Annotated in this window: 21 protein-coding genes; 2 read left to right on the forward strand and 19 right to left on the reverse strand. The window is 59.1% G+C overall.

The window, feature by feature from the left end; genetic code table 11:
* Position 1: 1 nt before the first annotated feature.
* The 4 genes from GDA65_16565 to GDA65_16580 all read right to left on the reverse strand — a co-directional run bounded on the left by GDA65_16565 (position 2) and on the right by GDA65_16580 (position 4575).
* Positions 2 to 340, reverse strand: coding sequence for a P-II family nitrogen regulator (locus GDA65_16565; protein ID MBA5864302.1), 339 nt, complete (start codon positions 338 to 340; stop codon positions 2 to 4).
* A 46-nt stretch (positions 341 to 386) separates the two neighbouring features.
* Positions 387 to 1655: an ammonium transporter gene (amt, locus tag GDA65_16570; protein ID MBA5864303.1), complete on the reverse strand. Its 1269-nt coding sequence runs from the start codon at positions 1653 to 1655 to the stop codon at positions 387 to 389.
* A gap of 137 nt (positions 1656 to 1792) precedes the next feature.
* Positions 1793 to 2671 (reverse strand): hypothetical protein, encoded by an 879-nt coding sequence (locus GDA65_16575; protein ID MBA5864304.1) that lies wholly within the window; start codon positions 2669 to 2671, stop codon positions 1793 to 1795.
* Positions 2672 to 2805: 134 nt separating this feature from the next.
* Positions 2806 to 4575, reverse strand: coding sequence for an NAD+ synthase (locus GDA65_16580; protein MBA5864305.1), 1770 nt, complete (start codon positions 4573 to 4575; stop codon positions 2806 to 2808).
* A 369-nt stretch (positions 4576 to 4944) separates the two neighbouring features.
* On the opposite strand from GDA65_16580, the gene GDA65_16585 reads away from it, so the two are divergent.
* On the forward strand, positions 4945 to 5877 hold the full coding sequence (locus tag GDA65_16585) for a hypothetical protein (protein MBA5864306.1): 933 nt from the start codon (positions 4945 to 4947) through the stop codon (positions 5875 to 5877).
* 44 nt (positions 5878 to 5921) lie between these two features.
* Here the strand turns inward: GDA65_16585 and GDA65_16590 are convergent, their stop codons facing one another.
* From GDA65_16590 to GDA65_16650, 13 genes are all read right to left on the reverse strand, one after another.
* Positions 5922 to 6791: a hypothetical protein gene (locus GDA65_16590; protein MBA5864307.1), complete on the reverse strand. Its 870-nt coding sequence runs from the start codon at positions 6789 to 6791 to the stop codon at positions 5922 to 5924.
* Between the two features lie 15 nt (positions 6792 to 6806).
* Positions 6807 to 7478, reverse strand: a complete 672-nt coding sequence (gene ureG, locus GDA65_16595; GenBank protein MBA5864308.1) for an urease accessory protein UreG — start codon at positions 7476 to 7478, stop codon at positions 6807 to 6809.
* Between the two features lie 60 nt (positions 7479 to 7538).
* Entirely contained in the window at positions 7539 to 8228 is a 690-nt protein-coding gene (locus tag GDA65_16600; GenBank protein ID MBA5864309.1) for a hypothetical protein, read from the reverse strand.
* 436 nt (positions 8229 to 8664) lie between these two features.
* Positions 8665 to 10398 carry an urease subunit alpha gene (locus GDA65_16605; protein MBA5864310.1) on the reverse strand — a complete coding sequence of 578 codons (1734 nt, stop codon included), beginning with the start codon at positions 10396 to 10398 and terminating at the stop codon, positions 8665 to 8667.
* A gap of 152 nt (positions 10399 to 10550) precedes the next feature.
* Positions 10551 to 11015, reverse strand: a complete 465-nt coding sequence (locus GDA65_16610) for an urease subunit beta (protein MBA5864311.1) — start codon at positions 11013 to 11015, stop codon at positions 10551 to 10553.
* A gap of 8 nt (positions 11016 to 11023) precedes the next feature.
* Complete coding sequence (locus GDA65_16615; GenBank protein MBA5864312.1) at positions 11024 to 11326, reverse strand: urease subunit gamma; 303 nt, start codon at positions 11324 to 11326, stop codon at positions 11024 to 11026.
* Between the two features lie 75 nt (positions 11327 to 11401).
* On the reverse strand, positions 11402 to 11776 hold the full coding sequence (locus tag GDA65_16620; GenBank protein ID MBA5864313.1) for a hypothetical protein: 375 nt from the start codon (positions 11774 to 11776) through the stop codon (positions 11402 to 11404).
* 260 nt (positions 11777 to 12036) lie between these two features.
* Positions 12037 to 12747 carry an urea ABC transporter ATP-binding subunit UrtE gene (urtE, locus tag GDA65_16625; GenBank protein ID MBA5864314.1) on the reverse strand — a complete coding sequence of 237 codons (711 nt, stop codon included), beginning with the start codon at positions 12745 to 12747 and terminating at the stop codon, positions 12037 to 12039.
* A gap of 144 nt (positions 12748 to 12891) precedes the next feature.
* Positions 12892 to 13659 (reverse strand): urea ABC transporter ATP-binding protein UrtD, encoded by a 768-nt coding sequence (gene urtD, locus GDA65_16630; GenBank protein MBA5864315.1) that lies wholly within the window; start codon positions 13657 to 13659, stop codon positions 12892 to 12894.
* On the reverse strand, positions 13656 to 14753 hold the full coding sequence (gene urtC / locus GDA65_16635; protein ID MBA5864316.1) for an urea ABC transporter permease subunit UrtC: 1098 nt from the start codon (positions 14751 to 14753) through the stop codon (positions 13656 to 13658). The genes urtD and urtC overlap by 4 nt, the downstream gene beginning before the upstream one ends.
* A gap of 79 nt (positions 14754 to 14832) precedes the next feature.
* The gene (gene urtB / locus GDA65_16640) at positions 14833 to 16374 is read right to left on the reverse strand and encodes an urea ABC transporter permease subunit UrtB (GenBank protein MBA5864317.1); all 1542 of its coding nucleotides are present in this window, start codon (positions 16372 to 16374) and stop codon (positions 14833 to 14835) included.
* 37 nt (positions 16375 to 16411) lie between these two features.
* Positions 16412 to 17776 (reverse strand): urea ABC transporter substrate-binding protein, encoded by a 1365-nt coding sequence (gene urtA, locus GDA65_16645; GenBank protein MBA5864318.1) that lies wholly within the window; start codon positions 17774 to 17776, stop codon positions 16412 to 16414.
* 30 nt (positions 17777 to 17806) lie between these two features.
* Complete coding sequence (locus GDA65_16650) at positions 17807 to 19177, reverse strand: hypothetical protein (GenBank protein MBA5864319.1); 1371 nt, start codon at positions 19175 to 19177, stop codon at positions 17807 to 17809.
* 283 nt (positions 19178 to 19460) lie between these two features.
* Between GDA65_16650 and GDA65_16655 the strand changes: the two genes are divergently transcribed.
* A complete protein-coding gene (locus GDA65_16655) occupies positions 19461 to 20411 on the forward strand; it encodes a hypothetical protein (GenBank protein MBA5864320.1) in 951 nt (316 codons plus the stop codon).
* 19 nt (positions 20412 to 20430) lie between these two features.
* Here the strand turns inward: GDA65_16655 and GDA65_16660 are convergent, their stop codons facing one another.
* Positions 20431 to 21765 carry a GAF domain-containing protein gene (locus tag GDA65_16660; GenBank protein MBA5864321.1) on the reverse strand — a complete coding sequence of 445 codons (1335 nt, stop codon included), beginning with the start codon at positions 21763 to 21765 and terminating at the stop codon, positions 20431 to 20433.
* Complete coding sequence (locus tag GDA65_16665; GenBank protein MBA5864322.1) at positions 21698 to 22855, reverse strand: 3-dehydroquinate synthase; 1158 nt, start codon at positions 22853 to 22855, stop codon at positions 21698 to 21700. The genes GDA65_16660 and GDA65_16665 overlap by 68 nt, the downstream gene beginning before the upstream one ends.
* Positions 22856 to 22987 lie beyond the last annotated feature (132 nt).

The following is a 22987-nucleotide window of genomic DNA, read 5'->3' on the forward strand; positions in this document are numbered from 1 at the left end:
CTTAGAGCGCGCTTTCTCCCGTTTCACCGGTCCGGATCCTGACGGCGGACGTCAGATCCCGCACGAATATTTTGCCGTCCCCAATGCTGCCCGTTTTCGCCGCGCGCGTAATGGTTTCGAGCACGCGCTGAACCTGCCCGTCATTCACCGCCACTTCAATTTTGACCTTGGGCACGAATTCAATGGTGTACTCCTGGCCGCGATAGGTTTCCTTGTGCCCCTTCTGCCGGCCGAAGCCCTTGACCTCCGTGACGGTCATGCCCTGAATCCCGATTTCGAGCAGAGCGTCCTTCACTTCATCGAGCTTGAACGGTTTGACGATGGCTTCGATTAGTTTCATCCTTGCCTCCTGAGATCGCCGACCGCCCCCAGTCGATGGCGTCAAATCACGAATAGGCGCGTTCGTTATGTTGACTCAAATCCAGACCGGTCGCTTCCTCTTCGGGTGAAACCCGCAGCCCTGTCATCGCATCGACCAATTTGAGGATGGCAAAGGTGCCGACCAGCGAGAAGACCGTCGTGACCACCACAACCAAGAGTTGGATGCCGAACAAACCGGGATTGCCGAAAAAGAGCCCGTCGGCGCCTCCGGGATTGACGACTTTGCTGGCGAAGAGACCTGTCGCCAGCACTCCAATCACCCCCCCGACTCCGTGGATCCCCACGACATCAAGCGAGTCATCATAGCCGAATCGCCCCTTCCAGACAATCGCCGCGTAGCAGGACATCCCGGCGACCAGACCGATGAGGATGGCGGACATGGGGCCGATATACCCCGCTGCAGGCGTGACCGTCGCCAGGCCGGCCACCGCGCCGCTGGCCACTCCCAGCACCGTGGGTTTTCCGCGATGCATCCATTCCGCGCCGCACCAGGAAATGGCTCCCATGCACGCCGCCGCATGTGTCGCAAGAACGGCCGAGACCGCCACGCCGTTCGCCCCCAGCGCGCTTCCCCCGTTAAATCCAAACCAGCCGAACCATAGAAATCCGGTTCCAAGCAAGGTCATCGGCAAATTGTGGGGCGCCATGTAATCCGTTCCATATCCTCGGCGTTTCCCCAATACGATGGCGCAGATCAGCGCCGCCGCCCCGGAGCTGATGTGGATCACTGCGCCGCCGGCAAAGTCCAAGGCCCCCAGCTGAGCGAGCCATCCGCCACCCCAGATCCAATGGGCCAGCGGCACGTATACGAGGACCGACCACATGGCGGCAAACAATACGACCGAGGTAAACCGTTTGCGTTCGGCAAAGGCGCCGGTGATCAGCGCCGGCGCGATGGCGGCAAACATCAACTGAAAGAGCATAAAGGCCTGGTGCGGAATTGTCGGGCCATACACCGCGTGCGGCACGCTCCCCACCCCGCTGAGACCGATCCAGTCCAGCCCGCCGATAACCCCGCCTTTGTCCGGCCCGAAGGCCAGGCTATAACCGAATACAATCCATAACAGGCTGACCACGCCTAAAATCATGACGCTCTGCATGATCGTCCCGAGCACGTTTTTGGTGCGTACGAGTCCGCCATAAAACAGGGCAAGACCAGGCATCAACATGGCCAGCACGAAGGCGGATGAGACCAGAACCCATGCCGTATCGCCGCTGTCGACTTTGAGCGGCGCATCCTCCGCCCAGGCCAGCTCGGCCCCCAATCCCGACATCAAGGTGAGTGCCCCTGCCAAACTCACGATGCACGTTTTCCACTGTGCCGATGCCTTCACGCTGTCCTCCTTCGGCTACGCTGCCTGCCAAGAGGCCTCCTCCGTCACCGTGCTCAGGAAGAGGCCCAGGCAGAAGCTTAAAACGTCTTCGTGAACTTCAGCTTATAAAAATCCTGATTGTCTGTCAGATCTTTCCCGGCCGTGAACCGGAACGCCATGTTCCCCGGCAGCTTCATTTCGACATACGGACCAATCCAGCGATAATAGTCCTGCGCCGCCCCGGGCGCACTGCTGTCACGCGTTGTCAGCAAATGCTCATAGTGTGCTCCAACAGACCACATGCTGTTCATGCGTACGCCGGCACTCACCCAATAGTGCAGGAAGTCCCAGGTTCCCCGGCCGCCGGTCTGACTGGCGCCCAAGCAATTCGTGTCGACGAGTCCACTGCACCCGGTCGCACCGCCGCCTCCGCTTCCCCCTTCACTCCGGATGGCCTTGTAGTAGCCCATGTAGAACTCGCCTTCGAAACGGTTGTCGATATAGTTGGCGATAATGTTCGGAACCGCGCCCTCAAAGGCCGTGGTTCTCTCGTTGATGCTGCCGCCGCCGTTCGGGAAGAACCCGCCGCGGGACGACAACAAACTGCCATGCACAAAGCCGATCATGGGCGTGACGGACAGACGTTTTTCCAGGAACGTAAAATTGAGACCCACGTCCGTTTCGAGCCAGGGGGCATTGTCATGTACCCCCACACCGCTGATCATGGTCCAATAGGTGAAGTTAAAGGCGAGCGCGATGTTGTCGGTCAGACCGTAGGTGCCATAAATAGATGGATTGAACCCGAAGAAACTGTCGGCCTGCATCGCCATCGTCACCGACACCGGGTGTTTGGTGGTGTCCATCAAGTCGTCCGTTGTTGCGGCTTGCGCCTCGCCAAGAGCGCCTCCCCCGCCACCTGTCATCAATGCCAACCCCAACACCCACGCCCGCGCTTGTCGCCCAACCAGCATATTCATGACGCCTCCAAGGAGAGAATAAGTGAAAGTAACCCGCTCCCAGACCATCGTGCCCAACGATCTGGAAGTTCCGTCTCTCTGGCGCCATTGCCAGTGTTGCTGACCGACGTCGTTGTCGGTCGGGATGCTGCTGCCTACCGATACCCGTTGGTGATCGGCATTCGCCGATCCTTGCCGAATGCCCGATGCGTGATCTTGATGCCGAGCGGCGCTTGCCTGCGCTTATACTCACTGCGATCCACCATCACCATCACACGTGCCACTGTTTCCCGATCAAATCCCATGGCCACGATGTCCTCGAGGGCGCGATCCTCCTCCACATAGGCCTTCAAGATGGGATCCAGCACCGGATAGGGCGGCAAACTGTCTTCATCTTTTTGATCCGGTCGCAACTCTGCGGTCGGAGGCCGCTCCAGCACGCGTTTTGGAATCACCGGCTCCGGTCCGCTCAGATTTCGCAGATGCGAGAGTTCATAGACCATGGTCTTGGGTACATCCTTGATCACCGCAAATCCCCCCGCCATGTCGCCATAGAGGGTGGCGTAGCCGACGCTCATTTCGCTCTTGTTCCCGGTGGTCAGGACCAGGTGGCCGAATTTGTTGGAATAGGCCATGAGCAGATTGCCCCTGATCCGAGCCTGCAAATTCTCTTCGGTGGTGTCGGGACGGTGCCCGGAGAATGGCTTAGACAGCGTCCGGAGATAACTGTTGAAGGTCGCCGTGATTGAGAGGGTTTCCACCTGGATGCACAGACGCCGGGCGAGGTCGGCCACATCCTCGCGACTAGCCCGCGACGTGTAGGGCGACGGCATGAACACCCCGAGGACATGTTCCGCGCCGACCGCATCCACCGCGATGACGGCCGTGAGAGCCGAGTCGATGCCGCCGCTCAAACCGATGACGACCCGCTTGAACCCGTTTTTTCGCACATAATCCCGCACACCCAGGACCAACGCGCGATAGGCTTCCTCGAGCCGATCCAACGGCGATTCCAAGGCCGGGACCACGATCGACGATGACTTCCTCGCCGGCACCCGCACCGCAACCCGCTCCACCAGCGCGGCTACACGTGGCGGCAAGGGCTTTGTGCGCCGTTCGCCTTGTCGCACTCGTCCCACGGCCGCGATATCGAGATCCCCAATCAGAAGGTCTTGCTCAAAAGACTTTCCGCGCGCGACCACCTCGCCGGTCTGATCCACGATCAGGCTGCAGCCGTCGAACACCAGCTCGTCCTGCCCGCCCACCGTGTTGGTATAGGTCACCACCACGCGATTCTCGCGCGCCCGGGTGGCCAATACCTGCTCGCGCAGGCGGCTCTTGCCGACGTGGAACGGCGAGGCGTTGATATTCACGATCACCTCGGCGCCCGCCGCAGCCTGCGCACGCGTCGGCCCCTCGGGAGACCAGATATCCTCGCAAATGTTCACCCCAATCGTCGTGCCATTCAGAACCAGCAACGGCAGGCGCGTGCCGGGACGGAAATACCGGCTCTCATCAAAGACGCCATAGTTCGGCAACAAGCGCTTGCAGTAGTTGGCGACCACGCGGCGCTCATACAGCACAGCGGCTGCATTGTAGAGATCATGCCGCCCGGCCGGCGAGAAAGCAGAGGACTCCGACGAAGTTGCTCCCGTCGCCTCCCGTCCGACATACCCCACCACCACCACCAACCCGTGAGCTTCCGCCGCCACCGCTTTCAACGCGCGGTGGGTGTCTTCGATAAAGCGGGGCTTGAACAGTAGATCCTCAGGCGGGTACCCGGTGATGGCCAGTTCGGGAAACGCCACAAGGTCAGCCTTCGCACGGCGAGCGTCCTTGATCCAGGCCTTGATCAGCGCCGTATTCCCAGCAAGGTCGCCGACGGTCGGATTGATCTGGGCCATGGCCATGCGCAAGAACCGCATCAGTATTCACCAAGCCTTGGCAATTCAGAGATCCGAGACATTTCACGCAGCATGCTCAAAACCGTCGTCCCGCAAGGCCGCAGCGCAATGAGGATCTGAGGCGTACTGAAGTCGTACGTCGAAGATCCGAATCAGCGAGAACGAAGCGGGCGGCGGTTTTCAGCATGCTGCTCAAAAAAAAAGTCCTCGGACCCACCGGACCGGTGGACCAGAGGACGTCGTTGTCCTGCGCCATCTCTATAAGGGATAGCCTCCTGAGACTCCGTTGTCCCTGGAAAAGCTGGCGATCATATAGCACCAGCCGGAATCGACTGTCAACCAATACGGGCGGGGTTGGCGTGAAATCCCCCGCAGCCAGGAGGCCGGTCTATGATACAATCCCGCCCCATGCGCGGTGTGATTCAACAACTGATGTCGTCCGCAGGACAACCTCTTCGGCTTTGGAAAGCCTGGCTGATGGTCCTTCCATGCCTGCTTCTGGTCGCCTGCAGCGCCATCTCCCCGCTGACGTCCGTCGGGGAGGGGCCATTAGGGACCGTCACGCTTGAACGCCTGGCCAACCGTGGGACCACCGCCAGATACGGCAGCCCTCAAAGCGCCTTTCAGGCGTCCCATCCGGCCACGGTGTCGGCATCGGTCATCTCACGCCTGCTTTCCGGGCTGTCCATCTCAGGCCTCGACCGGCCAGGCGCCGCACCGGCACCAGAGCAATATCCGCTGTTTTCTCAGGAAGAAGTAGATTTTTTCACCCCGCTCATCATCCGTGCCCTGTCGCAGGCCCAGCCGGACCAACGAGTGCGGTTCACTATGCAAGATGACGGACTCCTAACCCAGGGCACGCTCTATCTGCATGGGACGACCCTCCGGGTCAGTCTCTCTCACTATCGTGCCTCGCAGGGTCAAAGCAAGACCAGACCGGCGGCGCTCGCCTTGTCCTTTACGCCTTTAGAGGCGCTCGTGCGGCACGATGTGCCGCAGTCCTGGATGATTATCGAACCGGAGCATCCACACCTCGCCGTTTCGCTCGACGCCCTCAATCAGCTTCCCGCTACCGTTCCTACCCGAGCCGCGCAGACACCAGTCGCTACAGTCGCGCCTCTTCCGGTCTCTCCCGCATCCGAACAGAGCGACGCGCAACAGGAACTGCGGGCGACGAAGGACCTGGTCGTCAAACAGGCTCAGGAACTCCAGCAACTCAAGGCGGAACTGGAATCGTTGCGACGACAACTCGCAGAAAAAGAATCCGCCGCACCAAAGCCAAAACCAAAGACGTCCCCTCGCAAAACGGCGCCCACACCTTAACGACACATCCGGACGATCATCACAAGACGACCTTCACCATTCGTCTAATAATGTCGAAGCGCCGGTCTTGCCAGACCGAGGACTTCGCGTCTGGTTGTGTCCCACAAGAGTTCCTCCACCTTTGCCAGCGCTTCAGACGAGCGGGCCACCAATTTGACGGCCAATCCAGGAACAGGCGGCTCCGTCACTCCACCCAGAAGATCGCTACCCAATGAGTCCAGTATTCCGGCCACCGTCTCGCGTACTGCCGGCCACCGTGTCGGATCGATGGCATCACTCACCACGAAGAACGATGCGACATAGTCATATGCGGACACCAAGCCAACTGCAGCCGGTTCCTGTTCCGGCCTGACATGGTATCGCTCCAGCAATCGCGCGCCGGACGCCGTGGTGAGGTGAATCTCATTGCGCAACGAGGTGAAGGCCCAGCGTTCTCCTCGCGCCACACGGCCGGACGCGAGACTGTCCCAGATCAGCGCCGTCGCGCCCTTGGCCAACATGACCGTCAGGGTCTGAATAAAACGTGAGCCCGCGAACGGGATGGTGACCTCCGGAAACCACTCGATGACGGCATCCGGCGCAACGGAAAGGGTGACGGACTGCCTGGACTCTTCACTCACAGAACGATACACGCGATTGGCAGAAGGTGTCGTCATGACCACGTGCGCCCCCTCTTCCAGTGCGGCATGAATCGAGAGGTCGTCACCGGCCACGAATCCGCCCGACGGGTTCACCAAAGACGTGAAGGCGCAGCCGCTGTCATCCAAATAGGCAGGGGGAAAGAAATGCCAGGGAGTAGAGCAGCGGGATGCGGTGAGGATCGTGCGCGGCCCCTCGCGCCGATAACGGAGATCCAGGCAGCCGACCCGCCCGATGTCCGCCATGGCGGATTGGTTCGAAAGCAACGGCGGCATGGGCGCTTCGGTCCCTCAGTGAGGATGCGCGTGTAAGGGAAGGGTCTGCTCGATCCACGCGATGACGCGGTCCAACCCATCGCCCGTATGCAAGTTGGTGAAGACAACGGGCAGCGCGCCGCGCATTTTCCTGCTGTCGCGATCCATCACGGCCAGATCCGCGCCGACGTGCGGTGCGAGATCGATTTTGTTGATCACCAGCAAATCAGACCGAGTAATCCCCGGCCCGCCCTTGCGTGGAATCTTATCGCCGGCGGCGACGTCGATCACGTAGATGACGCGATCGACCAGTTCAGGGCTGAAGGTGGCAGCCAGGTTGTCGCCCCCGCTTTCCACGAACATCAATTCCACGTTCGGATGCCGCTTCAACAAATCGTCGAGCGCCGCCTGATTATGGGATGCGTCTTCGCGAATCGCCGTGTGGGGGCAGCCTCCGGTTTCCACGCCGAGAATACGGTCCTGCGGCAAGGCGCCCCGTCTGGTCAAAAACTCCGCGTCTTCCTTCGTAAAAATATCGTTGGTCACCACCGCCAGACTATAGCGGTCGCGCAATTTCAAACAGAGCGCCTCCACCAGCGCCGTCTTGCCGGAGCCGACCGGGCCGCCGATCCCGATAATCGGAATACCCTTTGCCCGCGCGTCGGTCGTGCGGCCAGATCCGCAAAAATGTTCGTCATCACGATGCATGGTATTCGTCCCTCATCATCCGTATCGCATGAAGCATCTCGTCGGGCGCCTCCTCTGAATTCAGGATCGAAAGAGCCGCGACTCCAGACGACTGTGGCGCATGCCGTAAATATCCTGCACCGGCGACCATGCGGTCATCGAGGTCGCCTCTGTTGCGTCCTTGGCACATTCGTCGAACAGGGGTGTCCAGCGCTCCAACAAATGCTGCCCCTCTCGCTGGCCCATCGGCAGAAGTTTCAGCGCGGCAGATACAAACCCGATCGCCGTCTGATAGCAGAATGCGGCGATGGTTTCCCCTCTGTCCCATCCTGCATCAGCCAGCGTCATCCCCAGCGCCACAGGGAAATGGCCCGGCGTCCGATCGGTCTTCATCGCCGCATAAAAATCTTTGAGGACCGCATGCGCGGCCGGCGGTTCCGCCGCAATCTTCATCACCTGACGGCCCATCTGCTGACTTCCCACTCGCGACTCTTGCCCGAGTTTCATCGCATGCAATTCATGATCGATAGCCAGCGCCATTTGGACGTCGTTACGCAGCACCGCCTCATGAGCGATCCCCACGGCGACAGCCTCTCGCCGCGCCACGCCATGCCGGAACATCTGTTCCACATACTGGGAGAGTTGGTCGCCGGTCCGCACCGCGCCTCCTTGAACCGCGGCCTCCAACCCCGACGAGTAGGCATAGCCCCCGGATGGAAAGAAGCTATCGATGAACCGGAGCCCGTGAAGCAACGAAAGCGTATTCAGCATAGACTCCCATCCAATCCCTTCTTGACTGCGAAATGTTCACCACGGCGTTTCGACAAAGCCGCAAGCAACGCACGACTTGAGGCCTCCTAAACAAGAAAACTGCCCGACGGTTCCCGCATTTCAGCAGGCGACTCAAAACGTTGTCCGGCAAGGCCGCAGCCGACGAACGCACCGGAGGTAAAAGAGCACGGTATTCGTGGACCTTTCCCACGTCATCACGGATGCTCAAAAAGGTTTTCCAACTAGGCCGCAGGCGCAGGCAAAGCCGGAAACCGATTAACCACAAGATTCACCCGACGTTCCCGCATTTCAACAGGCGATTCAAAACGTTGTCCGGCAAGGCCGCAGCCGACGAATGCACCGGAGGCGTACCCTCGGGGTACGTTGAGGATGCGTTCGAGGCGAGAACGCAGCTGGACGGCGTTTTCAGTCGCCGTCAGAAAAGGAAGTAGCGCTGCGCCATCGGCAACACCTCAACCGGATCGCATCTCAACAAAATGCCGTCCGCGCGCACTTCGTACGTTTCCGAATCCACTTCGATCTGCGGCAGCGCGTCATTCAACTTGAGATCACGCTTCCCGATGCTCCGACAGCCTTTCACAGCAGCCACGCGCTTCTGCAATCCCAGCTGTTTCGGCACGTCGCGCTCCAGCGCTGTTTGCGAAAGAAAGGTCAGACTTGTGCGAAAAGGCGCCCGCCCGTAACTGCCGAACATCGGCCGCGTCAACACCGGCTGCGGCGTCGGGATGGAAGCATTGGGGTCGCCCATGGCTGCCGACATCGGAAAGCCACCCTTGATCACGATCTCGGGCTTGACCCCGAAGAAGGCCGGTTTCCACAGAACCAGATCGGCCAGTTTACCGACTTCCACCGAGCCCACCTCGTGCGCCACCCCATGCGCAATGGCAGGATTGATCGTGTACTTCGCCACGTACCGTCTGGCGCGCCAGTTATCATGTTGGCCGTCCTGCGGCTCGACGCCACGCTCCGACAAATGCCCCCGCTGCACCTTCATTTTATGGGCGGTCTGCCAGGTCCGGATGATGACTTCCCCCACACGCCCCATGGCCTGCGAATCGGACGACATGATGCTGATCGCGCCCATATCGTGCAGGATATCCTCGGCCGCAATCGTCTCGCGGCGGATACGCGACTCGGCGAAGGCGATGTCTTCCGGCACGCGCGGGTTCAGGTGGTGGCAGACCATGAGCATGTCGAGATGCTCATCCATCGTATTGACCGTGAACGGCATGGTGGGATTCGTCGACGACGGCAACACGTTCGGCTCACCGCACACCTTGATGATGTCCGGCGCATGTCCGCCGCCGGCGCCTTCCGTATGGAATGAATGGATCGTCCGGCCCTTGAAGGCCTTGATCGTGTCTTCCACAAACCCCGCTTCATTGATCGTATCCGTATGGATCGCCACCTGAATGTCATACCGTTCCGCAACACTCAGGCAGGTATCGATGGCGGCTGGAGTCGTCCCCCAGTCCTCGTGCAGCTTCAGTCCAATCGCCCCCGCTTCGACCTGTTCGTTCAAGCCGTCCGGCAATGACGAATTCCCTTTGCCCAGGAACCCCAGATTGATCGGGAACCCATCCGCCGCCTCCAGCATGCGATGAATGTTCCATGGACCAGGGGTGCAGGTCGTCGCATTCGTCCCGGTGGCCGGGCCAGTCCCGCCGCCGATCAGCGTCGTCAGTCCGTTCGCCAGCGCTTCGGTGATGATTTGCGGGCAGATAAAATGGATATGCGTATCGATCCCGCCGGCGGTGATGATCTTTCCCTCAGCCGACAACACCTCCGTGCAAGGCCCGATCTCCATGCCTTTCGTGACGCCGTCCATGAGGTCGGAATTCCCGGCCTTGCCGATGCCGACAATGCGGCCGTCCCTGATCCCGATGTCCGCCTTCACTACACCCCACCAGTCGATGATGACGGCATTCGTGATGACGAGGTCCAAGCCTCCTTTCGCACGCGTAGCCGCCGGCGATTGCCCCATGCCATCTCGAATGACCTTGCCGCCGCCGAATTTGGCCTCTTCACCAGGAACGGTCAGATCGCGAGTAATCTCGACCAGCAGGTCCGTATCGGCCAAGCGGATCCGATCCCCAGTCGTGGGGCCGTAGAGGTCGTGGTATTGGCGTCTAGGAATCTTCATCTTAATCGGCTGCTGAAAATGGCTCCCAGCTTCGTTCTCGGATCGCCACAATCCTCAACGTACCGCTGCGGGTACGCTTCCGGTTGTGCTGCGCCTGCGGCCTTGCTAGAGAGCCATTTTGAGCAACCGCGCTCCTTTCTCTTAGAAAGGCCACGGTCCTAGCCCTTTGTCCCTATAAAACCCTGTTCGCGAGCGGCCGACAAGGCCTTCTCGCGCACATTCGCATCGTCGAGCTTGCCGTTGACCAACCCATTGATGCCATAGGCCACTCGATTCCCCCCGAGCGCCACCAAGGTCACGCGTTTGGATTCTCCCGGCTCAAACCGCACCGCCGTTCCCGCCGGTACCTGAAGACGAAATCCGTAGCTCTGCTCTCGATCGAACTTCAGCGCTCGATTGGCTTCAAAGAAATGGCAATGCGATCCAATTTGAATCGGCCGATCGCCGATATTCGACACGGTGAGTTCAATCGTCTGCCGACCGTGCAGAGCGATGATATCACCTTCTCCGGGGATAATTTCGCCGGGGATAATTGGGGCAGGCTTCAGCATCTTCGATGAGCGAATAGTCGACTTCGACTTTGACGATGATTTCTTTTCAGCGCTCTTCGATGTCTTCTTCATCCCGTCACCTACCTGATCGGCTCATGGACGGTCACCAGTTTCGTCCCATCGGGGAATGTCCCCTCGACCTGCAGCTCCGGTATCATTTCGGGCACGCCCGGCATGACATCCTTCCGAGCGAGCAAGGTCGCGCCATAACTCATCAGCTCCGATACGGACTTCCCATCTCGAATGCCTTCGAGAATCTCGGCCGTGATGAAGGCGACGGCTTCCGGATGGTTGAGCTTCAGGCCGCGGTTCCTGCGCTCCTTGGCCAAATTCGCCGCCACATAGATCAATAGCTTTTCCTGCTCGCGCGGTGTCAGATGCATCCTAAACTCTCGTTGGTGGTCATTCGTTAACTGTCAAAACATGCCTTTGAGACAGGGAGGAGTACCCCGTGAAAGTTACGGAGCAGGCTCCGCCAGAACCTCTTTCGCCTCGTAGACATCATCGGCACCCGCCGGCTTCCTGCCTTTGTACATCGTGACTGTCATCGACGTTCGGCGCGAGAGCGCGAGCACATCTGCCCGTTGTGCCAAATGAAAGAAATCGTACCCTTCGCGCAAGGTCAGTTCCGCGCAGCGTCGACGCAAATAAGCGTCTAGTTGTTCCTGCGACGTAAACGAGCTGACACGATATTCGACGCGGTAGACATTCTCCTTGAGCTGTTCGATCTCATCTTTATCGACCCCAGCGAGCGGTTGGTACTGCCCCGTGGCGCAAGCGCTGGCTACGCAGGCAACCAATACCATCAGACTGGCATTCCAAACCTTACTCATGGGATATGATCATCGACTAGCTCGCAGTACCGGAAGGTTTCCTCATATATTTCTGCCCAGCTTCGCTTGCCCGGAAGCAATGCGGTGCATACTAGCCAGGTGCGTGAACCAGATCAACCAGATGGTTTCGACCTCTTGCCCAGAAGGTATCAGAAACAGGACAGGAGCCGGGAGTGGTTTCAATTGCGCGCGTCCAACGAGGGCCTTCCGAGGCCGCGCGTTGCGCGAGCAGGAAAGCACTCCCGGCTCCTCTGTCCTGATCAGACCGTCAGATGCTGCTTCACCATTTCCGCGCTCAATTCCTCTTTTTTTCCCGCCGCCATGACCACCCCTTTGGCCATCACGACGTAACTATCCGCCAGCCGCGCCGCGAAGTGCAGCCCCTGTTCGACCAGCACGATAGCAAATCGCCGAGCTCTCTTGAAGCCAATGATCACGTCTTCGATCTGATCGACGATCGACGGCTGAATGCCCTCCGTCGGTTCATCGAGCAAGAGCACTTTCGGGCTCGACAGGATCGCCCGGCCAATAGCAAGTTGTTGCTGCTCACCACCGCTCAGCACACCACCAGGCCGCTCCAAAATCTGCGTGAGCTTGGGGAACAATGTGTACACCTCGTCGAACGCCGCTTTTTCAGTCATGCCGTTGGACGACGTTCCGCGCGCCCAATATCCCAACTTCAGGTTTTCGCGCACCGAGAGATGCGGGATGATCTCCCGTCCCTGAGGCACATATGCCAGACCTCGCTTGGCGCGACGATCGGTCGGGGCTTTTGTAATATCCGTTCCGTCAAAGATCACCTGCCCGCTGCGCACCGGCAGTAGGCCCATGATGGCCTTGAGCGTGGTTGATTTACCGACGCCGTTACGACCCATCACACAGGCCACTTGTCCTGCCTCGATGTGGAACGACACGTTCCGCAGAATGTGGCTTTCGCCGTAATAGACGTTGACCTTGTCAAGTTGTAGCATCGTAAGTATTGACTACCTCAAAAGGATGTTCAAAAGGCTCTCCGGCGAGGCCGCAGGCAAGAGAAGACCGGAGACGTACCCTTGCGGTACGTTGAGGATCTTGTCGAGCCGAGAACGAAGCTGGAGGGACTTTTCAACATCCTGTTACGCATGTGCCACTTTCTGGCGCCCAAGATAGATCTCTCTCACCCGGTCATCCGCCTGCACCTTTTCTACCGTCCCCTCGCAAATCACGGTGCCTTCGTGCAGCACCGTGACAATACGGGCGATCTGCCGCACAAACTCCATATCATGCTCAATCACGATGATGGCATGTTTTTCGGCCAGCGATTGGAGCAAGCGCCCGGTTTGTTCCGTTTCTTCGTCGGTCATTCCGGCCACCGGTTCATCAACCAGCAATAACTCCGGATCCTGCAAAATGACCATGCCGATTTCGAGCCATTGTTTCTGTCCATGCGACAAGGAGCCCGCACGTTTGCGCACCTGGTCCTTCAATCCAATGGTCTCCAATGTGCGGTCGATCTCTTCCCGCTCGGCCGCCGTTGAGATGCCCCTCAGCGTGGCCAGGACACCCTTACTGGGACGGCTCAACGACAGATCGAGATTCTCCCAGACGCTCAGGTTGCCGTAGATCGATGGGGCTTGAAATTTCCGCCCGATTCCGAGCTGCGTAATCTCATACTCGCGCATTCCCATCAGGTCCCGGTCTTTGCCGAAAATCACCCGCCCTGCCACCGGTTTCGTCTTGCCTGAAATCACGTCGAGGAGGGTTGTCTTCCCCGCGCCGTTCGGCCCGATGACGACGCGCAATTCTCGGTGGTTGACGATGAAGTTCAGATTGTTCAACGCCTTGAACCCGTCATAATCGACGGTCACGCCCTCCAGATAAATGATGGAGCCGTGTTCCGTCATACCTGCTCCCCCTCAACCGCCCGAGTCTTCGGCAATCTGACGGCCCTTTCCGCAAGTTTTCCTCGAACCTGCTTCGCAATCCCCATCACGCCGTCGGGAAACAGCAGGACCACCATCACAAACAGTCCGCCGAGAAAAAACGGCCACAGTTCCGGGAAGGAATTGGTCAGAATGCTGCGACCCAGATTGACCCCCACGGCGCCGACAATGGCCCCCACGAGCGTGGCGCGCCCTCCCACTGCGACCCAGACCACCATCTCCAACGATGGCAAGACACCCATCTGCGCCGGGGTGATGATGCCGACTTGCGGCACATAGAGAATTCCCGCGAGTCCCGCCAATACTGCCGACACCACGAAGACGAAGAGTTTATACGTGGCTGGCGAATAGCCAGAAAACAACACCCGCTGCTCACTATCACGAATCGCAATTAAGACTCGGCCGGCGCGAGACGCGATGATCCAGCGGCACATCGCATAGGCCCCGCCCAGACAGAGCACCGTGACGACATACAGCGCGAGCTGCGTCCCGGGCGCCGACAGGCGGAAACCGAGAATCGTTTTGAAGTCGGTCAGGCCGTTTGTGCCGCCGAGATTCGTTTCGTTGCGATTGAAGACCAACCAGGCCATCAGCGCCAAAGCCTGCGTGATGATGGCAAAATAGACGCCCCGGATCCGGCTGCGAAAGGCGAGAAACCCGAAGATGAGCGCGAAGCAGGCCGGCGCCAGGAGACCGGCCAGCACGGCGGCAGAGAAACTGTAGAATGGCTTCCAGAAAAAGGGTAATTCCGTCACCTGATTCCACACCATGAAATCCGGCAACGCGCTGCCATAGACGCTTTGGCTTCCGATCGTGAGCATGAGGTGCATGCCCATACAGTAGGCGCCGATCCCGAAAAACACTCCCTGGCCAAGGCTCAGGATGCCCGCATAGCCCCAGATCAAATCGAGCCCCAGCGCCAGGATGGCAAAGGCCAGGAATTTGCCAAACCGGTTAAGCGCAAAGTCTGACACATGCAACCAAGAATCTTCCGCCGGCAAGACATTGAGTACCGGTAGGACAAACAACAGCACGAATCCGACTATCCAGAACATGGTTCCTTCGTGTCGTTCCCCGCTCGATGATGATGGCACTGATTCTCCCATGCGCGTTGCTCGATCCCTCCGCTCTGCGTTATCCCTCGGCGTGACGCCCCTTGACCGCAAACAACCCAGAGGGCCGCCGTTGCAGGAACAAAATCACCAACACCAGGATCAAGACCTTGCCATAGACGGCCCCCAAACTCGGCTCCATCACCTTATTCAGCCCGCCGATTCCCAGCGACGCGATGATGGTCCCCGCAAGTTTGCCCACCCCGCCTGTGACGACCACCATGAAGGAGTCTACGATATAGTTCTGCCCAAGACCCGGTTCGACATTTCCCACCAGGGTCAATGCCCAGCCCGCGATCCCGGCCAGACCGGACCCGAAGGCGAAGGTGTAGGCATCTACTTTTCTCGTGGGAATCCCCAAACAGGCGCTCATGCTGCGATTCTGCGTGACGGCCCGCACCCGCAGCCCGATGCTCGAACGAAACAGCAGGGCGTAAATCCCGATGACACTGAGGATGGACAGGCCGATGATGAACAACCGGTTGAAAGGCAGGAAGACGCCCACCAGCACCTGCGCGCCGCCGTTCAGCCATGACGGCGCGGTAATGGCTGTCAAATCTCCAAAATACATGCGCGCGCCCTGAATCAAGATCAGGCTGACGCCCCAAGTGGCCAACATCGTCTCCAGCGGACGGCCATAGAGAAAGCGAATGACAGCAGCTTCCAGGAGCAACCCGAACAGGGCCGCGGCAAGAAAGGCAGCGGGAAGCGCCGCCAGGTAATAGGAGTCGAACCAGCTCTCAGGGAAATACAGCTTAAAACATTCCTGCACGACGAAGGTCGCATAGGCGCCGATCATCATCAGCTCGCCATGTGCCATATTGATGACGCCCATCAACCCGAACACAATCGCGAGCCCGAGGGACATGATCAGGAGAATCGAACTCAGACTGATGCCGCGAAACAGCGTTTCGATGGTGCTGGACCAGACGTTCCAGGATTCGATCCGTTCGATCGCGGCCGTGGCCGTCTGTGCCAGAGCCTTCTGCTCTCCGGTCGCCGACTCGCCACTCCCCGTCTGCACGAGGGCTTGCAATGCCGGCACGGCGTTCTGGCTCCGCATCTCGCCCAGCTGTGCCGCGGCCTGCTGCTGACGTGCCGGATTGTCGGCGGCCAATTGCAAGAGCAGCGCAGACTCCTCCATCGCATAGCGAACCCAGCGATGCGATTCGTTGGCTGCCGCCGCCTGCAGCCAGGGAATGGCCGCAGGGCGCCCATTCATGCCGAGATCTGTAGCGGCCGTGCGGCGCGTGTCAGAATCCGGACTGGCCAGGTTCGCGCGATTCCGCCAGGTGTCGATCACCGGCTTGATCGCCATGCGTAGGCTGCGGTCCGCGTTGGCCCGCAATTCCTCCAGTCGCGGCAGCAGCGACGCATCGCCCTGCTCGATGAAAAGAGCAACCGCCTGCTCTCGCGCGCTCTCAGCCTCACTCGATAAGTCCGCGAACGCCTGCTCCAGTTTGGACGGCGGAGACGCATTCAGCTGCGCCTCCGCCGCAACACTATTCAGCGTACACCAGCCCAGGCACCATGCGATCAACCCGATTCCGATGACTGCCTTCATGCGATGACGACTCTCATCCGCTGCAACCTCCGAGCCATCAGGCCTTCTTATAGGTCCCTTGGTGTTTCACCCAATCACACCCTTTGTCAGGGTTCGTGTATTCGCTCCAGGGCTCGGGTTTGACCAATCCCTTGGATCGCCAGACGACTTTGATCTGGCCGTCTTTCATGATCTCGCCGATCAACACCGGCTTATGCGTATGGTGGTTGGCCTCATCCATCATGATCTCTCCACCCGGCGCGAGAAATTTCTGCCCGTAGACCGCCTTACGCACCACGTTTACCTCCGTAGTGCCCGCCTTCTCGACAGCCTGTTTCCAGACATGGACACCGAAATAGGCGGCCTCTATCGGATCGTCTGTGACGCGTTTGTCGCCGTCCGGGAGATTGTTCTTTTTGCAGTACGCCTTAAAATCGGCGACAAACTGCTTGTTCTGCGGCGTGTCGACGCTCTGGTAGTAATTCCAGGCGGCCAGGTGGCCGACCAGTGCGGTCTTGTCCATTCCGCGCAACTCGTCTTCCGCCACGCTGAACGCCATGATCGGCGCATCCTCGGCGCGTAGCCCCTGATTGGCGAACTCTTTATAGAACGGCACGTTGCTGTCGCCGTTGATCGTGCTGATGACGCAGGCTCCTCCGCCGGCGGCGAACTTCTTAATCTTGCCGACAATCGTCTGATAGTCCTGATGGTGGAAGGGCGTGTACTCTTCCATGATGTTGGCGGCCGGCACTTTCTTCGCCAGCAACATGGCGCGCAAAATCTTGTTCGTCGTCTTTGGATAGACGTAGTCGGTTCCCAGCAGATAGAACTTCTTGTAGCCGCCGCCTTCTTTGCTCATCAGGTATTCAACCGCCGGCACTGCTTGCTGGTTGACCGCTGCCCCGGTGTAGAACACATTCTTCGAACATTCCTCGCCTTCGTACTGCACGGGATAGAACAGCAACCCGTTATGTTCCTCGAACACCGGTAAGACGGACTTCCGGCTGACCGACGTCCAGCAGCCGAACACCACTGCGACCTTCTCCTGCACGAGCAATTGTTTGGCCTTCTCTGCAAACAGGTCCCAGTTGGAGGCGGGATCCACGACCACCAATTTCAATTGACGGCCCAACACCCCGCCTTTCGCGTTGATTTCCTGGACCGCCATCGAAACGACGTCCTTTAACGACACTTCACTGATGGCCATCGTGCCACTTAATGAATGCAATACGCCGACCTTGATGGGCTCGGTGTCCGCCCCCAAAGACAAGGCCCAGGTGCCCAGATTGCCTAAAATTGCCGCGATCCCGATACCGGCAGCCGTGCGCGAGCTTTGCACTAGGAAGTCCCGTCGCGAGGGGAGGTGTGTATCGGTGATCGTTGCAGTCTTTGTATCGTCGCCATGTGCTTTCTGTGGGTTCATCATTCGGCTCCTTTCGCCGTCAAGTCAGGACTAAAAGTTGTACCAAGTCGACAGCATGAAGTTGTCGCCGGCGAAATGCTCTCTCGTGGACCATTCGGTCATGAGGTGATTCCACTCCAGAGATGCGTACAAGTCGCCCCAAATGTGACGGACGGCCGTCAGGTAGGTCCGGTGATTCAGGATATATTGCGTGTCTGCACCGGCGGTCGTGCCGTTCAGATCGGAGTTCAATGGATTGTCGAACCCGTATCCGGCAATGAGCGTGAGCCGATGATCATAGGCGTAATCCAACTCGCCCCATCCGACCACGGTCCTGATGGCCTTGCCCGTGCCCAGGTTGCGCTCCTGGCCGAACCGGAAGAACTCCACGCCCAGTGCTTGTCCATAGGCGATCTCACCGGTAAATTTCAGTCTATTGGTAATGGGCACGGCCAGTTCCGCTCCGACGAGATAGGAATTGATGTCTTGCCCGGAAGGAATGCCGCCTGCCGTGGGCGCGGACCGGTAATGCCGGAAAGCGGCATTCAGCGCCACCATGAAGCCCGCCTGATCACCAGTCCCCATATAGGCGAAGCGGGTCCCGACATAGGGCATTTGCACCGGATCATTGAAAGCATTTTCAGAACAGGCAAATCCGCTGCTGCCGCAACTGCCCGGCGCAGCCGCCGCCGCGCCGGCCCCTTGGAACGTCCGTCGTTGCGTCTGCGGCTGAATGGCCGACAGCCCGCGCTCAAATCGCATGACGGTCAGGAGGCCATTGACGTTCTCGGTGAACTGATGCTTCACCGTGAGTTGCGGAAGACGCTGCCACAAGTTGCCGTTGTAGCCCATGATGGAGAAATCGATCAGGTTCGGATGGGAGGACATGATCGGCGTCCAATCCATACCGGCCGTGATGGTGGTCCGACTATTGTTGGGAGAATATTTGACGTTCGCCAGCCGCAAGCGGGGTGAGATGTTTCCCGCGTTGTCGGTTTGGCTGTAGAAGTCCGCTTCCACGACACCCGTGAGGGAATGGGTGCCGTCGGTTCGATCCGCGCGTAACCCGAACACGCTATAGCGGGGATTGAACGTCGATGAGGCGTTACTGCTCTTTCCTGCCGCGGTCGCATAGCCATTGAACTGACCCGGATCAAGCGGGTTGGTGTTGCGGTTGCTATAAATCCCGTCTAATTCGATACGACCATACGGAACGATGCTGCCCTTGCCCTCTCCGGCAAAGGTGGGCGTGACACAGCCGCCGCAAATCACTGCCGGTGGAGTTTCCACTTCCCGCGATAGTCGCCCGGCCCCGGCCGCCTCTCCGGCACTCTGTTCCTCTGCTCCCACCGGCGTGGTAATGGCCATGACCACTATCACGCTCACGCAGAGCGCAAGTTTTCTCAGCCCTCGTATGTCCATCCTGGTCGCCCTCCTGGTTCGGATCGATGTGACTGTCACCGGACCGGACGGGCTTGCAGGCACAAAAAAACGCCCCTCCGGTCCAACCGTTGGACCAAAAGGACGTCATTGTCCTCTGCCTCTGTGGCGTCTGCGAAAATTCAGGACGTCGTTGTCCTGCCTTCATCGCATACGGGTGAGGTCTATACGCCTCCTTCCATGATCTTGTCAAGCGCCCCCTCAGCCGTTCTTGTCCCTTTGTGAATGAATCCTGTGGTACACTGCGCGACATGCAGGCCGATGTATGACGAGAATCCCTTTCTTGAGCTATCGCTACGTACTGGCCCTCGTCGGAATTCTGTCTCTGTTCGTGACCGGTTGCGCCACCGGCCCGCAACGTGACCTGACCATCCAGCAATCAGCCAGAGGCGGGGTGTATCTCGAACGAATCCCGACACGGCAATTTCAAGCCGCGCACCCGGTCCGACTTGCCCCCGAGCTCATTGCCAAAACGTTGCACGGTGTCCAGATCCGCGAGGGGAAGGGCCTCCTGCAATCATTCAGTGCACAGCAAAATCAGGCCGTCTCCGTCTTTTCCCAGGAGGACATCGACTTTCTGGCTCCTGTCATTGCGGAGGGATTGAACCAAGCCGCGCCGGATCAGCAAGTGAGCTTTCGTATTGTGCAGGCAGGAGACATCGTGACGCGGGACAAAACCGGGGCCGGGGTGGGATCAGGGACAGGCTCACTCCAACGAAATCAGGACAGCACCACGGCCGGCAGGCTGTTCGTCTATGGGCGATCGTTGTACCTGACCATTCACCAGTTCCGGCACTACACGGAACCACCCGACACCATTAATATGCCGAATCGCCGGCTTCCCGAGCCAACCGGATTGAGAAACCGAACGCTGCTGTTCATGCCGGAATCCGCGCTCCGCCCCGACAGCTACGCGCCGCCCTTTGCCGCGGAAGGCAGGCTGGCCACACTGGTCATTGACTATGATGCTCTGGCAAAAACGCCCGCCGTGGCACTGCCACCCGTACCTTCTCTCCCTGAGCCGACTCCTGACGTCGCGCCGACCGCGACACCTGCCACTGCCCCGCCGCTTCACGAGGATGTGCAACAGATCAAAGCCCAGATGAAACAGAAGGAAGTAGAAGTGGAAGAGCTGCGGAAGGAATTGCAGGAGATCAAACGTCAGCTGGGAAACCAGCCGGCCAAGGGCGGCCAGCCCCCTTCAAACAAGCCGTAGCGCCATACACCGGCAACCGTCACCCTCGGTTCTTATCTGCCCGGTCTTCAATTTCACCCGCCAGCAAAATCGCTTCGGCAATCTCCCGCATGGACTTGCGGAGATCCATGCTCTGTCGCTGAATCAGCTTGAACGCCTCCTCTTCAGAGAGACGTTTGGACCGCATGAGGTACCCCTTGGCCCGATCGAGCAACTTACGGACTTGCAACGCTTCCTGCATCTCAAACGACTTCTCCAACAGCGTCGTGTGCTCGATGGAGATCGCCGCTTGATTGGCAATGGCCTGCATGAGCTTCACATCCTCCGACGTAAACGTATGGGGCTTGGACGTATACGTATTGATGACCCCGATCGCTTTTTCCCGCACCAGCATGGGCACACAGAGGAGCGAACAGAGTCCTTCCTTCGCGGCCATGTCCGGGTACACGTAGGAGCCTTCTTTGGTGACATCCGGGACGATGATCGGCCGGCGATCCTGAACCGCACGCCCGCTGATACTTTGGCCGATCTTCACGTTGGGCTTGCGCCGGTACTGCTCGCTCAAACTTTGCGTGGCGGCGATGCGTAATTCACCGGTCGGCTGATCCAAAAGGATAATGGAACAGATTTTCGACCCCATCATTTGCGCCGTCATCGTCACAATCAGCTGCAACACATCTTCCATCAAGCGATTCGACGAGACCGTTTCCGACACCTGAGACAAGGTGTCGAGTTGCAGCGCCTTGCGGGTCATCTGGTCGTAGAGCCGGGCGTTTTCGATGGCTCCGCCGACCTGCGTGGCAATGGTCGACAGTAGCGCCAGCTCATCAGGGCGGTATCGCCGCGACCGCTTATGTTGCACATTGATGACGCCGACAACCTCCTGTTTGGTCGTGATGGGCACGGAGACAAACGCCTGGTACCGGTCTTCCGGGAGGTTGTGAAAAAACTTAAACCGCGAATCATCGCTTGCGCTGTTGGGAATCACCACGCGAGTCCTCTCCCGCGCAACCCAGCCGGTGATCCCCTCTCCCAATCCAATCGTGATGCGCCCGATGAGCTTTGGATGAGGATTTTTCGAGGCCCGAAGAATCAGCTCGTCCCGGTTATCGGACAGCAGATATAACAAACAGGCATCGGCCTTCGTCGCCTCAACCACCACATCGACGATGTGCCGAAGGACTGACTCCAAATCGAGGGTGCTGCTGATCGATTCGCTGATGCGGTGCAAGACATCGACTTCGCGTGTTTTTTCACGCAACGCCTGTTCTAATTGCGGCACGGTTCGCTTCGATGCCATGACACTCCTACCGCGGCGGCTGCTTGTCCGGAATGAGATGCCGGGAACGGGTGTCGCGAATGCGGACGGTCTCATACCAGGCGCGAGTCTGCTCCTTCGCTAACGGAACAATTCGCACCGACCCGATTCGTTCCGGGACCACACAGTACACGGTCCCGGCGGATACTTTTTTATCCTGCTGCATCGCATCCCACAGCGCCCGGAACGGCACGTCCGGCGCACGGACCGGCAACCCCGCGGCCGCAACGAGGGCGCGCAGACGGGTGACGACATTGTGATCGCAATACCCGAGGTGCCTTGCCAGATCCGCTTCATACACCATCCCGACGGCGACCGCTTCACCATGAATCAGGCCGCGGTACCCTCCAAGAGACTCCAAAGCATGGCCGATCGTATGTCCGAAATTTAGGATGCGACGGCGGTCGGCTTCGCGCTCGTCCTCGGAAACCACCTGTGCCTTGATTTCGCAAGACCGCTTCACAATGTGAGCAACCGGCGCGTCACTCAGCGTAAGAATGGACGCGATCTGCTGTTCTAGATACCCGAAAAATGCCTCATCCTCGATGACCCCATACTTGATCACCTCCGCCAACCCGGCGATCCATTCCCGTTCAGGCAACGTGCGCAGTGTGGCTGGATCGATCAAGACGGCTCGCGGCTGATTAAATGCGCCGATCAGATTCTTCCCTTTGGGATGATCCACCCCTGTTTTTCCGCCAACACTGGAATCAACCTGCGCCACCAGACTGGTCGGGACCTGCACAAAGGGAATCCCGCGTTGATAGATGGCCGCAGCAAATCCGGTAATATCGCCGATCACCCCACCCCCCAAGGCCAGTAGCGTGGAACTGCGTTCAAAGCGGGCGTCTACCAGAGCGTCCATCACCGTTCCGATCGAACGCAAGGTTTTGGTTCGTTCGCCAGGCGGCAGCACGATCGGAACCACCGTATAGCCGGAGGCCTTCAGCACGCGCGTCACCGGCTTCAGGTAGTGGGCGGCAAGGTTGCGGTCAGTCACCACCCCCACCTTGCCTGCACATCGGAGGTGAGTCAACTCAATGCCGACTTCCTTCAGCAGACCAGGGCCGATATGAATGTCATAACTTCTGGCGCCCAATTCGAGATGGATGGTTTCACGGGGCATGTCAGAATTGGGTGTTGCCATGAAATGTCATCCGGTGACTGGGCAGAGTTCCCTTTGTCGCAATCGCATAGCGTGGGCACCCCCACGCGGCCGCCAGGCCGCTGAGTCACCCGAGGCAACAGTGTGGCTGAAGAGCGGATTGCGGGCGGTACG

Source organism: Nitrospira sp. CR1.1 (assembly GCA_014055465.1).
In the GTDB taxonomy this organism is placed as follows: Bacteria; Nitrospirota; Nitrospiria; order Nitrospirales; family Nitrospiraceae; genus Nitrospira_A.